This window comes from Chryseobacterium sp. MA9 (assembly GCF_024399315.1).
In the GTDB taxonomy this organism is placed as follows: domain Bacteria; phylum Bacteroidota; class Bacteroidia; order Flavobacteriales; family Weeksellaceae; genus Chryseobacterium.
The window spans coordinates 575,733-590,335 of the sequence record NZ_CP075170.1 but is presented as its reverse complement, the minus strand read 5'-3'; the positions used below and the strand labels follow the sequence as shown (position 1 = coordinate 590,335).

The following is a 14,603-nucleotide window of genomic DNA, read 5'->3' as shown; positions in this document are numbered from 1 at the left end:
TTTTTTATAGCTTTTGGTAAAGCCAATGAAATTTGGTATTGTTGAAAATATTTATTTTTTTTACGATAAATAAACTACCCATCCAGCTTGTCATTTCGTAGGTAAAATGGATGAAAACCCAATCAAAATAATTATAAATGAAACTTTCTCGGATCCGGATATTGAAATACATAATCCAGCTCTGAAACAAGCTTTGACGATAAAACCTTCTTCCCTTTTATTTCAAAAGACTCTCCGTCAGGTATATTTTTCTGTGCATTAATCACCTGACTTTTTGCCGGATGAATCGGGGCCGTAACATTGTAAAGTTTTGATTCAGCTTTACTTTCAATCATTTCTGTGATAATGGCACTGATATCAGCATAATGAATATGATTTACTGCATGATCCAGATTTCCCACATTATAATTTTTCAGAAGTCTGTTGTCACCCATCAAGCCTCCTAATCTCAGGATATTAAGCTGTGAATATTTATTTTTAAGCATTCTTTCTCCCGAAACACTTTCCAATGGAATATCATCTTCTGTAAACTCTTTGCAAAGATCTGGATAAACACCTGTAGAACTCATCAGGAACATTTGCCCTGTAAAATCCCCGATAAATGCTGATAAATTCTGAATTCTGTTATATAAAGAACTTACACAGCAGCTTTTTTCAGAGACAGGAATGGTAATAATCAAAATTTCCATATCTTTAATTTCAGTCCATTGAGAAATGGGTTCTGCCAACTGATAATCTGGGAAAGAAGCCACTACAGCGTTTATTCCCTTGCTATTCAAATCGCTGGCTTTATTTTCTGTTGTTGTCGTTACAGAGATTGTATATTTTTCGGATAAGGAAGATGCTACTCTCTCTCCCAGCCAGCCATAGCCTATAATTCCTATTTTCTTCATATTTCAGATACAGATTGAATTGATAATATTTCGTCTAAAGAATTCTTCAGCTGGCTTTTCACCTCATTACTCAGATGCATACAGCTCTGAACAGCTTCAGGAATATGCCCCGCTCTGTCTTTAAGTTTCACACCCTCCTTTGTAAGATTAATCAGTACTACTCTTTCATCTTCTGAACTGCGGGTTCGGATGATCAGTCCGTTTTTTTCCATACGTTTCAGGAGTGGAGTGAGTGTGCCGTTGTCCAGGTGAAGGTATCTGCCAATCTTTCCGATATTCATTCCACCATTTTCCCACAAAACAATCATTACAAGATATTGAGGATAGGTCAATGAAATTTCATCCAGATAAGGCTTATATAAACCTGTGATATACCGGGAAACCGCATAGGTTTTAAAACATAAATGTTCTGATAAAGGGATCATCTTCTTTTTTTATTAAAACAAAGATAATCTATTTAGTTTGTGCACAATATTTTTGCTTAAAATATTTATTCAAATAATTGATGAAGTGAAAAGTATTATATACAATTGAATGCATTTTGTTTCGGATTTTATTTCATCCTCTGGTTATTTTATTATTTTAGCCAAAATAAAAACCATAAAACTACCTTGAACATGAAAAATGCTAATCAACCTGAAGACAATAAACTTTCAGAACTCTCCATTGAGGAACTTACAAAAGAAGAAAAAAAACGTTACGCAGCACATATTTCCTTTTGCATTATTATGGGAATACTTGTGGCAGCCTGTATCTATGTCACAATAAAGAAAGGCTTTAATGGCATAACACCACTTCCTTTGGCTTTTTTTCCATTGTATCTCATTATTAGGAATAGCTGGCAAAATGTCCGCAAAGAAATCCGTTCCCGAAAGCTTAATTAAAATATACCGCAAAAATATATCTGAATTTCGAATAAAAACAACTGTTATTTCCTGGTAAAGCAGTCTTTTATATGGTCATTTACCATTCCGGTAGCCTGCATATGGGCATAAATTACTGTAGAACCTACGAATTTAAACCCTCTTTTTTTAAGTTCTTTAGAAATAAGATCGGAAATTTCTGTTGTAGCAGGAACATCAGCTAAAGTCTCAGGACTGTTATCAATTGGTTTCCCGCCCGTAAAGCTCCAGATATAGTTGGAAAAACTCCCGAATTCTTTCTGAATTTCCATAAATCGCTGAGCATTGGTAACTGCTGCCAGAATTTTAAGCCTGTTTCTGATAATTCCTGGATTGTTCATTAATTCTTCGACTTTCTTCTCTGAATAGGCGGCTACCTTTTTATAATCAAAATGATCAAAAGCGCTTCTGAAATTTTCTCTTTTAGATAAAATAGTATACCAGCTCAGTCCGGCCTGAAAACTTTCAAGAATGAGGAATTCAAATATTGTTTCATCATCATACACAGGTCTTCCCCACTCTTCATCATGATACTTTCTATAAAGGTCATCTTTTTCACACCACCCACATCGTATTGTTTCCATAATTATCAAATTTTATCAACTAAAGATACTGCTGATTTGGAAAAATATAACAAAAGATTATGAAAAGTTTAACAGAGGCATGCTGTTTTAGGAATGGTTATTGTTTAATTACTGATACCTAACCAAATTTATAATATTATGAACAATTCAGAGTATAACAAAGCGGAAAATGCAGTAAATAATGTAGAAAACTCTTTACAGAATGCAACGGATAAAACCAAATGGAAAATCAATGAATTGGCAGACAAGGCCAAAGATTATATCAATGAGAAGAGGAATAATGATCAGGAGGCCAGCCAGGAAGACTGGCTTGACAGGGTAAAAGCTAATGTATCTGATGCCTGGGAGGATATCAAGGATAAAGCAGATGAGGCATGGGAAAAAACCAAAGATGCGGCAGAGGATGTAAAGGCAGAATGGAATAAGAAAACTAATTAGTATTTCAGTCATATAAATATTTTCAATAAAATGGAGTCTTAAATTGATAAGGCTCCATTTTTTATTATGCCATAAGCACAATTATTGTTACATTTGTATTATAATAAACATTAAAAAATTATGTCATACGGTTTACTTAAAGGCAAAAAGGGAATTATTTTTGGAGCCCTTAATGAACAATCTATCGCATGGAAAGTTGCTGAAAGATGCCATGAGGAAGGTGCTGAATTCATTTTATCTAACGCTCCTATTGCTTTGAGAATGGGAGAACTTAATGGTTTAGCAGAAAAAACAGGTTCTGAAGTAATAGGTGCTGATGCTACTTCTGTAGAAGATCTTGAAAAACTTTTTGATGCCGCTGTTGCAAAATTTGGAAAAATCGACTTTATCCTTCACTCTATCGGAATGTCTATCAACGTAAGAAAAGGAAAACATTATACAGAAATGAACTATGACTGGTTGGAAAAAGGCTGGGATATTTCCGCTGTTTCTTTCCATAAGGTAATGCGTGTAGCTTGGGAAAAAGACTGCATGAATGAATGGGGAAGCATTTTGGCGCTTACATACATTGCGGCTCAGAGAACATTCCCGGATTATAATGATATGTCTGATAACAAAGCTTATCTTGAAAGCATTGCAAGAACTTTCGGAAACTATTGGGGAGAAAGAAAAGTACGTGTAAATACAGTTTCTCAGTCTCCTACAATGACTACTGCAGGTAGTGGTGTAAAAGGTTTCGGAGGATTCCTTGGATATGCAGAAGATATGTCTCCACTAGGAAACGCTACAGCTCTTGAATGTGCAGACTACTGTGTAACTTTATTCTCTGATCTTACTAAAAAAGTAACAATGCAGAACCTATTCCATGATGGAGGTTTCAGCAGTTCAGGGGTTACTCAGAGAGTGATCAGTAAATATGATACTGAAAAATAATTCATTGAAAAAATAACGAACTGATAAAGTTTCGTTTACTATAAAAGAAGCCCATGAATCTGTTTCATGGGTTTTCTTTTTTCTGTTGCCTGGAACCTAATTCATTCTACTATAAAAGACTTTTAAATAGAAAAATTCAGTGATTAAATTGAATGAATAAGCTATATAGAATAAACCCGGCGGCCTCTTCGAGGCCGCCGGATCTGTCAAAAATAATATTAATATGATATTATAAAATTACGGTCTGTATAGAGTGTGCAGGAGCATTCAGTTTGGCAGCCATTCCTTCAATCCATAGATTCGTTTCAATATCATTGTCCGAATCATTCATAATAACAGTTACCAATTGTCCGTTTTCATTCATAAAGGCAGAAGACGTCAGAGCAGCTCTGTTAGAAGAACTTCCGATTCTCTGAGCATTCGGTCTGATATATTTTGAAACATGTCCTATATAATAGTATTCATAGGTATAGAACACCTCTCCTGTTTTGGTGTCTGCAATAATTGGGGCAAAACAGAAGTTTCCTTTATGGTTAGGTCCTCCGGTTTCATCCAACAGAATATTCCAGTCGGTCCATAATGCGTTTCCTTTGTTGAAGTCATTCAGCATATTTTTACTGTACAGTTCTCCCAGGCTTACATCATAGATCTTATCCATACTGAACTGTTCTTTACATCCTTCAGTGAATGCCAGGAATTTATCCGGAAAAGCTCTGTGGGTTTCTGCTAAATTGTCAAAAAGCTGCGTCTTGTTGTTCCATGTTTCATACCAGTGATATCCGATTCCGCTAGCATATTTTGATGTTTCAGGATCACTTAAAGTGGTGGTTGCTCTTTGGTAGATAAGGTCTCTGTTGTGATCCCAGATCATCACTTTTTTACCTTTATATCCGTTCTTCCAAAGGGTTGGTCCAAGATTCTTTTTCAGGAATTCTCCTTCTTCTTCAGCAGTGTAGATACATGATTCCCAGCTTTGAGTTGCCATTGGTTCGTTTTGAACAGTCAGCCCCCAGATATTAATTCCTCTCTTTTCGTATTCTTTGATGAATTTGATATAATAATCTGCCCACGTTTGATAATACTCGTTTTCTAACCTTCCGCCTTTGTATAAACTTTTATTTGATTTCATCCAGGCTGGCGGACTCCATGGAGAGAAATAGAATGTGAAATTATTTCCGATCGCTTTCTGTGCTTCTTTGATCATCGGGATTTTATACTTCTCATCATGAGCAATATTAAAAGTCTTCAGCGAAGTATCATTATCTTCTACATAAGTATAGGAATCACTGGAGAAGTCGCAGGAATTCATATTGGTACGCACTACCGTATATCCCAACCCATTCTTACCAAAATAAGCATCCAGAATTTCCTTCTGCTTATTCTTTGGCATTTTATAAAAAGTTTCTGCTGATGCATCTGTGATAGCACCACCAATTCCTATTAGTTTCTGATATTTAAAATTGGGAGCCACAAAAATACAGGCATCTGTTTCTTTAGGTTGTCCAAATTGTTCAAATTTAACGGCTCCTTTATCCGCCATCTTCTCATCCGCTTTCGAGTTGGTAAGGATCACCTTAGCTGTTTTTCCTGCATTTTTTTTCCAATAATTCTGCGCACTGACATTGATGACAACGCCTACTACAAAACAACTTACAATTAGTTTTCTCATGATTTTTTTCTATTTTTGGACCTCTCGTCCTCATTTTCATTATTTATTCTGATAGACTCTCACATAGTCTATATAATACTTTTGTGGAAAAACAGAGTCATCAATGCCTTCTTTTCCACCCCAAAATCCTCCTACAGCAAGATTTAGAATGATAAAATAAGGTCTGTCAAAAGGCCAGGCCTCATTATTTTTCTCTTCATTTTCATAGGTGAAAAATTTCTGACCATCTATGTAAACGTCAATCTTTTCTGGGGTCCAGTCTGCTTTATAGACATGGAATTTTTCGCTAGCATCCTTTACAAACAAAGTATCTGTTTTCTGTGTTCCCTGGATATGATTATATTTTTTAGTATGGACAGAAGCATGGATAAATCCCTGATTATAACCAACATGTTCCATGATATCCAGTTCGCCATCATCCGGCCATTTCTTCATATTTTCACTCATCATCCAGATTGCCGGCCAGGTTCCACGACCTTTGGGAAGCTTTGCTCTTACTTCTATTGTTCCATATTGAAAAGCAAATTTTCCTTTGGTTAAAAGTCTTGCAGAAGTATATTTATTGTTTTCCCAATTTTCATTTTTGGCCTCAATAATCAGATTTCCTTTTTCCATTCGGGCATTCTCAAGCCTGTTTTTGGTATAAAACTGAGCTTCCTCATTTCCAAAACCTCCACCTCCAACATCGTAATTCCATTTTAATGAATCCGGAAGTCCTTTACCATTAAATTCATCATTCCAAATCAGCGTTCTCCCAGCATCTGGTTTATTTGAGGCACAGTTGAGAACGGAAAGGAAGAGAATTCCTCCTGCACAGATACTGATTATATTTTTGAATTTGATTTTCATGTGTAGTAGTAGGTTTAAGTTTTGGCTAAAGCCATTCTTTTATATCTTAATAAGCGGACTAAAATCTGCACCTATTCACTTTACTTTGTCCAGTTAATTCTTTTGGTCTGCACATTTTGAGAATTGGTTCCGATCATAATATCGAATTCTCCGCCTTCCCAGTCAAAATTCAGATTATCATCAAAGAATTTCAGATCTTCCGGGGTAAGTTTAAAATCTATCTTTTTACTTTCTCCTTTTTTGATGAATACTTTCTGGAAACCTTTCAGTTCCTTCACAGGTCTTACTACTTTCCCGAAAAGATCTCTGATATAAAGCTGAGCAACCTCTTCACCATCATATTTTCCTGTGTTGGAAACAGTAACACTGATATTCAGAGTCTGGTTTCCTGTAAGATTTGCAGAACTTAAAACCATATCAGAATATTTGAAATCCGTATAGCTTAAGCCATATCCAAACGGATATTTCGGATCATTATCAAGATCTATATATGCTGAAACATAGTTTCTGTCTGTATTATTTTTTGCTGGTCTTCCTGTATTATAATGATTGTAATACAAAGGAATCTGCCCTTCTGTTCTCGGAAAACTCATCGGAAGTTTCCCACCTGGATTCACAGTACCAAGCAGAACATCTGCAATAGAGTTCCCGGCTTCAGTTCCCAGCCACCATGTGTACATGATTGCAGGAATATTGTCTGATGCCCAATTGAAAATCAGAGGTCTTCCGGCATTGATCATCAGAATGATTGGTTTACCTGTTTTGGCAATTTCTTTCAACAAATCTTCCTGAACTCCTGTAAATCCAATATTACTTCTGCTTTTTGCTTCTCCACTCATCGCATGGCCTTCACCCAGTGTCATGATCACCACATCCGCTTTTTTAGCTGTTTCTATGGCTTCTGCAAACTGAGTTTTGTCCTGGTCATCCACATTACAGCCTTTTGCATAGAGTAAAGTGGAGTTTTTATCCAGTTGGTTTTTAATTCCGTCAAATTGTGAAACGATTCTTTGGTTATCATCTTTAAAAGCAATAGACCAAAATCCGTGGTTTGCCACTGTTTCTTTACCGAAAGGACCAATCAGAGCTACTGTTTTTATCGTTTTTGAGAGGGGAAGAATATTTCCCTGATTTTTAAGAAGAACAATGCTTTTCGAGCCAAATTCTCTTCCGAATTTTCTGTTCTCCTGATTATCAGTCTGTTCTTTTTGTCTTTTCTCATTGCTGAATCTGTAAGGATCATCGAAAAGCCCCATTTCGAATTTCTTGGTTAAAATTCTTCCCGTTGCATCATCTATAAGTTTGGGATCTACTTTCCCTTCTTTCACCAGTTTTGGAAGTTCTGCCATATAGACACGGCTTTCCATATCCATATCGCTTCCACCTTCTATTGCTCTTTCCGCGGCTTCGTTAGCATCTTTGGCATAACCGTGAGGAACCATTTCTCCGATGCTTCCCCAGTCTGAAACTACAAAACCTTTATAGTTCCATTTTCCTTTTAACAGATCTCTCTGAATATATTGGTTAGCCGTCGCCGGAATCCCGTTAATATCATTGAAGGAATTCATAAAAGTAGCTACTCCAGCTTCTGCTGCGGCTTTGAAAGGAGGAAGATAAGTTTCATTCAGCTGTCTGAGACTCATATCTACAGAATTGTAATCCCTTCCACCTACAGCGGCTCCATATGCTGCAAAATGCTTTGCACAGGCCATTACTGCATCAAGACTTCCTAAACCTCTGCCCTGAAATCCTTTGATTCTTGCTAATCCTATTTTTGTTCCCAGGTATGTGTCTTCTCCGGAACCTTCCATTACTCTTCCCCATCTCGGATCTCTGGCAATATCCACCATTGGAGCAAATGTCCAGTGAATACCGTAGGCTGCTGCTTCTGTAGCAGCAATTCTTTCCGATTTTTCAATCATTGTCAGATCCCAACTTGCTGCCTGTCCAAGATTTACTGGGAATGTGGTACGATAGCCATGAATAACATCCTGACCGAACAATAAAGGAATTTTCAGTCTTGACTGCATTGCCAGTTTCTGAAATGATCTGGTTTCTTCTGATCCTGCCACATTCAGCATAGAACCCACTTTCCCTTTTTTAATTTCTTCTAAAACGGCTGCAGAATTAGATTTCTGAGGTCCTGTAGCATATTCAAACCCACTGTACTGGACCATCTGTCCTACTTTTTCCTCAAGGGTCATTTTAGACAGTAATTCTGCAACTTTCTGATCAATTGTCTTTTGTCCGTAAGCATTCAGTCCAAGTACGGAAAATGCCAGTAAGAAATAAACTCTTTTCATAGTATCAAATTAAAAAATATAGGTTGCTGTAGAACGTCCTGAAATTGTTACAGCAGCGGTTTTCCCGGCAAATTTAATATTAAAATTCTCATCTGAAGGGCTATCGTTCTGCACAATTAAAACTATTTTCCCAAATTGAGTCTTAAAAGCGGCAGTTGAAAGCTTATCCGTCTGTGTGGATGCAATACGCTGAGAACCTGCAGGAACAAATTTTGAGGCATGGGCAATAATATAGTAGGAAACATTTCTTGTGAAATTCTCGCTGTCGGAAACTGTAATGGCTCCTTTACATTCTGTACACCCACCTTCTGTATGTGGAGCAAATTTCGGATCGTTGGCAAGATTCCATTCTAAAGCTATTTTGCTCCAGTTTCTCATGGAACCGATGATTACATTTTTTGTGTGCCAGTTCAGATCTTCAGTAAAAGTTCCTTTTGATCCGGTCCATTGTTCGGTAAAGTATAGATTTTTGTTTGGAAAAGCATCATGTACCGTACTTAATGCAGAAATATCTCCTTCATACAAATGAAAAGCGGACCCGTCTATATATTTGTTGGCTTCAGAATCTTTTAAAATATCAATAGCATATTCAGGTTTGTTACAATTATGATCATAAACAACAATTTTGGTGGTAATTCCGTTAGCTTTAAAAACCGGACCAAGATGATTCTTAATAAAATCTCCCTGTTGCTCAGAAGGCATATATAAGCTTGGGTTATTTCCCGGATGTAGAGGCTCATTCTGAGGGGTTACTGCATCAATGATAATACCCTCCTTTTTCATTCCCTGGATATATTTTACAAAATATTGGGCATATGTTCCATAGAATTCGGGTTTCAAACTTCCTCCTTTTGATTTTCCGTTGTCTTTCATCCATACCGGAGCTGACCACGGTGCAGCAATGATTTTAATAGAAGGATTAATCGTCAGAATTTCTTTCAGCATAGCAATCAATGCTTTATCTTTTGCCAGGCTGAAATTTGAAAGAGAGGGATCAGTCTGTCCTTCAGGCAGATCATCGTATGAAAATACTTCGCCATCAAGATCGGAAGCTCCTATGCTTAATCTTAAATAGCTGATGGAGATTGAATTTTTAGCATTTCCAAAAAGTTCGTTAAGCAGTGCTTTTCTTTTGGAAGGCGACAATCGGTTGATTACCTCAACACTTCCTCCTGTTAATGTATATCCAAAGCCATCAACATATTGAAACTTTTGAGAATCATCAATTTCAATATTCTGAAAGCTGTTGGAAGTATTTACAAATTTAACCGGAGTCTGCTGCTGTAATTTTACGCTTTCATCACCTTTTGTAAGCCAGTACTGCACTTCATTTCCTTTATTGGAAGTAAGTGATGTACACGACAAAGAAAAAAGGGCCACACCACTAAGTAGTGCGGCACCTCTAAAGAAACTATATAAGTTGTGAAACTTCATTTTTTAGTATCCAGGATTTTGTTTTAAAACTGTATTCGGCAATTCATTGAACGGAATTGGAAGAATTTCATTTTTATTGGCTTTAAATCCTTTGAAGGCAAGCTTAGAAGGTGCATCCCCCCATCTTACAAGGTCAAACCATCTGTGCCCTTCTCCTGCAAGTTCTCTTCTTCTCTCATCTTTTATAGCCTGTAAAGAAACCGGAACCGATGCTAATCCAACCCTTGATCTTACCGCATCTAATAAAGCCTGAGCTCTTGCTCCTGCTCCACCTAAAGCTTCTGCTTCCATCAGATATGTATCTGCTAATCTTATTGCAATATAATTCTGACGGAAATTCAGTTCTGCCGGTCCTGGAAGTGAACTTTTTAAAGCATTCGTAGGTAAGTATTTATTTAAGAAATATCCTGTATCAGCAAACGCTGGGCTGTAAGTAATTTTACCATCTGCTACCAGTTTTTTTGCATTGAAAACGGTTACATCCAGTCTTGGATCTCCCTGCATGAAAGTAACAAAATTCTCTGTTACGGTATTAAATGCCCAGCCTGAATAGATATCAGGTGCATTATTATTTGGGATATCTTTTAGTGAATAAGAACGAGGTCCTACCATTACGTTGATAGAGTTTCCTTCATCTTTACCCTGCCCCCAGAATCCCCAATCGGAGTTTCCTTTATTGGTATGCATTACTTCAAGGATAGATTCTGTTGAAAATTTATAAGGATCCGATAATTCAGGACCTACTTTAAATAAGTCTGCATAATTGGCTACCAGTTTATATCCATATTGGCTGGTTCCTCCGGGAGTACCATTTACCTCAGCAAACTGTGCTGCTGCCTGAGGCATTTTTTTATCATAAAGATAAATTTTACCTAAAATAGCTCTTGCAGTTCCCTGTGTGATTCTTCCTTTATCATTCCCACTTGACACCATCATCAGATCTGGAATAGCAGCATTAATATCGCTTTCTATTTGAGTATAAACATCACTGGGATTAGCCTGTGGAATATTCCAATAATTATCATCAAACTTTACGGATTTAAGGATCAAAGGAATATTTCCAAACATTCTTAACAGTTCGAAATAATATAATGAACGAAGAACTTTTGCTTCTGCGATATATCTTTTCTTAATATCATCACCCATATTAGCACCCGGAACTCTTTCTATTAAAAGGTTAGCACGTGCAATTCCCTGATAATAGTCTCTCCAGTAACTGGCTGGCATTGTATTCGGGTTAATCATGTAGTTATTTAGCCCCTGAATTCCTGCTCCATCATTAGAGTTTCCTCCTCCTGAATAAAAATCATCGGACCCTGCATTAAAGAAAGTAACTGAATTCTCGAAACCGCCTGAATATTTTCTCAAAAGATCATATACTGAAACCAAAGCACTGAAAGACTGCTGCTCATTCTGAAAATACAAATCAGTGTTAAAAGATCCTGAATTCTGTACATCATCCAGATAGGAATCACTACAACCCATATTGGTAAAACTCAGACCTGTCAGGAATGCAACGGCAAGTCCTTTATATATAAAATTCTTATTTTTCATTTTGTTAATCATTAAAATTGAATATTAGCACCTATCAGGAATGTTCTTGCCTGTGGATAGTAAGCTCTGTCTACACCAATAATATCCTGTTCGGAATTATTTCTTCCTGCAATTTCCGGGTCGTAACCGGTATATTTTGTGAAAGTAACAAGGTTCTCTCCTGTGATGTACAGTCTTACTTTGCTCATTCCGAAACGTTCGGTAACGTCCTTAGGAATGGTATAGCCTAACTGAACAATTTTCAGACGGACATAATCACCTTTCTGAAGATAATAATTTGACATCCATGAATAGTTATGGTTAGGGTCATTACGTGTAACTCTAGGATTATCGTTGGTAGAGCCTTCACCTGTCCATCTGTCTAGGATTCTTGTCTGATAGTTAGCATCAAGCATATCCAATCTTCTCAGACCCTGGAAGATCTTGTTACCAGCCTGTCCTTGAGCGAACATCATTAAATCAAAATTCTTATAATTAAGATTTACTGTAAGTCCGAAAGTATATTTCGGGATAGAGCTTCCTAAGTTTACTTTATCTTCATCATCAATTTTACCATCTCCGTTGTTATCCTGCCAGATAAAGTCTCCCGGTTTTGCATCAGGTAGTAATTTTACTCCATTTGCATTTACATAGTTATCAATTTGTGCCTGATTTTGGAAAACGCCACTATATGTTTGCCCGTAGAACGATCCATATGGCTGTCCTACTGCTACTCTGGAAACAGCTCCCATTGTTTGGAAAGAAGCAAGATTAAAATATTTAATGTCATCTTCCAATCTAAGAACTTCATTCTTTATCGTAGCAAAGTTACCATTAACTGAAATTCCGAAATCTTCCCAGTTCTTTTTATATCCCAACTCAAGCTCCAGACCGGTATTCTGCATATCTCCTACGTTTGACCAAGGTAAATTCGGAACTCCTACATAGCCAGGAATATTGATCTGTCTAAGGATATCTGTTGTTTTCTTTTTGTACCAGTCGGCAGTAAGAGTGAAATTGTTGAATAATTTTAAATCTGCGGCAATATTGAGCTGACTGGTCTGCTCCCATTTCAAGTTTGGATTTTCCAATGTACTTGGTGCATATCCAATGATGATATTATTTCCAGAGTTAGTATAGTTACTTCCTGAAACCATGAAGCTTGCAAATCTGAAGTTATCCATTTCATCATTTCCTAATACACCGTAACCTCCTCTTAGTTTTAAGTTATTAATTACTTTGTTCTCCGGCCAGAAGTTTTCCTTATGAACATTCCATCCCAGGGACATAGACGGGAAAGTTCCCCAATGCTGATTGGTCGCAAATTTTGAAGAACCATCTCTACGAATCGTTCCGGTGAATAAATATTTGTCCGCATAATCATAAATGATTCTACCAAAATAAGATGCTTTACGGGTCTGAATTCCATCCCATCCTGTTGCAGTAATATTATCCTGCGGAATATTAAAGTTGAAAGAAGCATCCTGCCAGTTATCAATAGGTAGGTTACTATAGGTCAAACTAGTCCCGCCAGCAATGTTGTATCGGTAAACTCCCTGCCCAATCATAATGTTGATATTATGATCCCCAAACTTATTCTGATAGGTCAAAGTATTTTCCATACTCCACTCAAATTTATTTTCATCCACCTTATTCAGACTGTTGAAGCTGGTATTGTTATAGTTTGGACTTAAATAATATTTCGGGGTAAAAGAACGGCTTCCCCAATAGGATTTCTTACCGTTCAGGCTGGTTTTAAATGTAAAGTGATCTAGAAACTTAAGCTCGGCAAAAACATTTCCTACGAAATCGTCAGACCAGCTGTAATTTCCTTGTTGTATATGACGGAAAGCCTGTGGATTGGTCATTTCCTGATTTACATATCTTGAAATTCCATATGGGCGGCCTTCAGAATCACGGATGATATAAGGGTTGGTATAGCCGCTTGGGTCAACCATTGACCAATCTGTAACAACAACCGGAGTGGTAGGATCCAGATTAACTGCGGAAGCTAATGGTCCTCCGAATTCTTCATTGGCACTTACTCCCTGAGATTTTACATGGGTATAAGCAAAGGTTTGGCCTATTGTCAGATAGTCTGTAACTTTATGGGTTGAGTTAAATCTGGCATTGATTCTTTTATAATAAGAAATATCACTCAATACAATACCACTCTGATCAAAATATCCGAATGATGTATAGTAGGTTGATTTTTCATTACCTCCAGTAATGCTTACTTCATGAGATGATTTTTCACCTGTTCCGAAAATAGCATCCTGCCAGTTGGTTCCTTTTCCAAATGATTCAGGATTGGTAAATCTAGGAGTTCCTCCATCGTTTACAAAACCTTCATTGATAATTTTAGCATATTGCGTAGCATCCAGGAGGTCCAGTTTTTTGGAAGCATTTGAGAAACCATAAAACCCATTATAAGAAAGAGTCAGTTTTCCTCTTTTCCCTTTTTTTGTTGTCACAAGAATTACTCCTTTCGCTGCAGAGACTCCGTAGATTGCAGATGAAGCCCCGTCTTTAAGTACTTCTATACTTTCTATATCCGATTGGTTAAGCCATCCGATATTGTCCACCACAATACCGTCGACTACCCATAGCGGGCTGTTACTTCCAGCTCCAAAACTGGTAATACCTCTTACACGTACTGTAGCTGCAGCACCAGGTTGACCAGAATTGGTCACTACCGAAACACCAGCTGCCCTTCCCTGTAATACCTGTTCCGGTTTACCAGATGGTATATTTTCGATATCGCTGGCTTTAATACTTGCTATAGCACCTGTCACATTACTCTTTTTCTGAGTACCATAACCAATCACTACAACTTCGTCTATTTTGTTTTCTTTAGCAATTGTGTCCTTCACCTTGGTGGTCTGGGCACTGAAGTTGGCCGTAAAATAGAGGACGGCAACTACTCCTACGCTTCGTGATATTCTTACATTCATATACAGTTATTGTTTAATTCTCAAATTGAGACAATAAAAATATATTTTTTTTCAATTAATTAACATTCAATTCATAAATATTTTAATTTTTCTTTTATTTTTCAGGGTTAG

At 37.1% G+C, this 14,603-nt stretch carries 12 protein-coding genes; 3 read left to right on the top strand and 9 right to left on the bottom strand.

Annotation, left to right across the window (positions count from 1 at the left end; translation table 11 throughout):
* Positions 1-131: 131 nt before the first annotated feature.
* Positions 132-893: an NAD-binding protein gene (locus tag KIK00_RS02665; RefSeq protein WP_255815017.1), complete on the bottom strand. Its 762-nt coding sequence runs from the start codon at positions 891-893 to the stop codon at positions 132-134.
* On the bottom strand, positions 890-1,318 hold the full coding sequence (locus KIK00_RS02660) for a MarR family winged helix-turn-helix transcriptional regulator (RefSeq protein WP_255815016.1): 429 nt from the start codon (positions 1,316-1,318) through the stop codon (positions 890-892). The genes KIK00_RS02665 and KIK00_RS02660 overlap by 4 nt, the downstream gene beginning before the upstream one ends.
* A gap of 192 nt (positions 1,319-1,510) precedes the next feature.
* Here KIK00_RS02660 and KIK00_RS02655 point away from each other — a divergent pair, with 192 nt between their 5' ends.
* On the top strand, positions 1,511-1,777 hold the full coding sequence (locus KIK00_RS02655) for a hypothetical protein (RefSeq protein WP_255815015.1): 267 nt from the start codon (positions 1,511-1,513) through the stop codon (positions 1,775-1,777).
* A 44-nt stretch (positions 1,778-1,821) separates the two neighbouring features.
* On the opposite strand, the gene KIK00_RS02650 is transcribed toward KIK00_RS02655, so the two are convergent.
* The gene (locus tag KIK00_RS02650; RefSeq protein WP_255815014.1) at positions 1,822-2,379 is read right to left on the bottom strand and encodes a DNA-3-methyladenine glycosylase I; all 558 of its coding nucleotides are present in this window, start codon (positions 2,377-2,379) and stop codon (positions 1,822-1,824) included.
* 138 nt (positions 2,380-2,517) lie between these two features.
* Here KIK00_RS02650 and KIK00_RS02645 point away from each other — a divergent pair, with 138 nt between their 5' ends.
* Positions 2,518-2,817 carry a hypothetical protein gene (locus KIK00_RS02645; protein ID WP_077414446.1) on the top strand — a complete coding sequence of 100 codons (300 nt, stop codon included), beginning with the start codon at positions 2,518-2,520 and terminating at the stop codon, positions 2,815-2,817.
* A 120-nt stretch (positions 2,818-2,937) separates the two neighbouring features.
* The gene (locus tag KIK00_RS02640) at positions 2,938-3,750 is read left to right on the top strand and encodes an enoyl-ACP reductase (RefSeq protein WP_255815013.1); all 813 of its coding nucleotides are present in this window, start codon (positions 2,938-2,940) and stop codon (positions 3,748-3,750) included.
* Between the two features lie 229 nt (positions 3,751-3,979).
* Here KIK00_RS02640 and KIK00_RS02635 read toward each other — a convergent pair whose 3' ends face one another.
* The 6 genes from KIK00_RS02635 to KIK00_RS02610 all read right to left on the bottom strand — a co-directional run bounded on the left by KIK00_RS02635 (position 3,980) and on the right by KIK00_RS02610 (position 14,492).
* Positions 3,980-5,419: a glycoside hydrolase family 30 beta sandwich domain-containing protein gene (locus tag KIK00_RS02635; protein WP_255815012.1), complete on the bottom strand. Its 1,440-nt coding sequence runs from the start codon at positions 5,417-5,419 to the stop codon at positions 3,980-3,982.
* A gap of 39 nt (positions 5,420-5,458) precedes the next feature.
* Positions 5,459-6,268 (bottom strand): family 16 glycosylhydrolase, encoded by an 810-nt coding sequence (locus tag KIK00_RS02630; protein ID WP_255815011.1) that lies wholly within the window; start codon positions 6,266-6,268, stop codon positions 5,459-5,461.
* 80 nt (positions 6,269-6,348) lie between these two features.
* Positions 6,349-8,571: a beta-glucosidase BglX gene (gene bglX / locus KIK00_RS02625; protein WP_255815010.1), complete on the bottom strand. Its 2,223-nt coding sequence runs from the start codon at positions 8,569-8,571 to the stop codon at positions 6,349-6,351.
* Between the two features lie 9 nt (positions 8,572-8,580).
* Positions 8,581-10,005: a glycoside hydrolase family 30 beta sandwich domain-containing protein gene (locus tag KIK00_RS02620; protein ID WP_255815009.1), complete on the bottom strand. Its 1,425-nt coding sequence runs from the start codon at positions 10,003-10,005 to the stop codon at positions 8,581-8,583.
* A 3-nt stretch (positions 10,006-10,008) separates the two neighbouring features.
* Positions 10,009-11,559 (bottom strand): RagB/SusD family nutrient uptake outer membrane protein, encoded by a 1,551-nt coding sequence (locus KIK00_RS02615; protein WP_149388708.1) that lies wholly within the window; start codon positions 11,557-11,559, stop codon positions 10,009-10,011.
* An 11-nt stretch (positions 11,560-11,570) separates the two neighbouring features.
* Positions 11,571-14,492 (bottom strand): TonB-dependent receptor, encoded by a 2,922-nt coding sequence (locus tag KIK00_RS02610; RefSeq protein ID WP_255815008.1) that lies wholly within the window; start codon positions 14,490-14,492, stop codon positions 11,571-11,573.
* Positions 14,493-14,603: the final 111 nt, after the last annotated feature.

Excerpts from the sequence above, each read along its gene's own strand:
- KIK00_RS02665 (WP_255815017.1), bottom strand. The coding sequence starts at position 893 with ATGAAGAAAATAGGAATTATAGGCTATGGCTGGCTGGGAGAGAGAGTA.
- KIK00_RS02660 (WP_255815016.1), bottom strand. The coding sequence starts at position 1,318 with ATGATCCCTTTATCAGAACATTTATGTTTTAAAACCTATGCGGTTTCC.
- KIK00_RS02655 (WP_255815015.1), top strand. The coding sequence starts at position 1,511 with ATGAAAAATGCTAATCAACCTGAAGACAATAAACTTTCAGAACTCTCC.
- KIK00_RS02650 (WP_255815014.1), bottom strand. The coding sequence starts at position 2,379 with ATGGAAACAATACGATGTGGGTGGTGTGAAAAAGATGACCTTTATAGA.
- KIK00_RS02645 (WP_077414446.1), top strand. The coding sequence starts at position 2,518 with ATGAACAATTCAGAGTATAACAAAGCGGAAAATGCAGTAAATAATGTA.
- KIK00_RS02640 (WP_255815013.1), top strand. The coding sequence starts at position 2,938 with ATGTCATACGGTTTACTTAAAGGCAAAAAGGGAATTATTTTTGGAGCC.
- KIK00_RS02635 (WP_255815012.1), bottom strand. The coding sequence starts at position 5,419 with ATGAGAAAACTAATTGTAAGTTGTTTTGTAGTAGGCGTTGTCATCAAT.
- KIK00_RS02630 (WP_255815011.1), bottom strand. The coding sequence starts at position 6,268 with ATGAAAATCAAATTCAAAAATATAATCAGTATCTGTGCAGGAGGAATT.
- bglX (WP_255815010.1), bottom strand. The coding sequence starts at position 8,571 with ATGAAAAGAGTTTATTTCTTACTGGCATTTTCCGTACTTGGACTGAAT.
- KIK00_RS02620 (WP_255815009.1), bottom strand. The coding sequence starts at position 10,005 with ATGAAGTTTCACAACTTATATAGTTTCTTTAGAGGTGCCGCACTACTT.
- KIK00_RS02615 (WP_149388708.1), bottom strand. The coding sequence starts at position 11,559 with ATGAAAAATAAGAATTTTATATATAAAGGACTTGCCGTTGCATTCCTG.
- KIK00_RS02610 (WP_255815008.1), bottom strand. The coding sequence starts at position 14,492 with ATGAATGTAAGAATATCACGAAGCGTAGGAGTAGTTGCCGTCCTCTAT.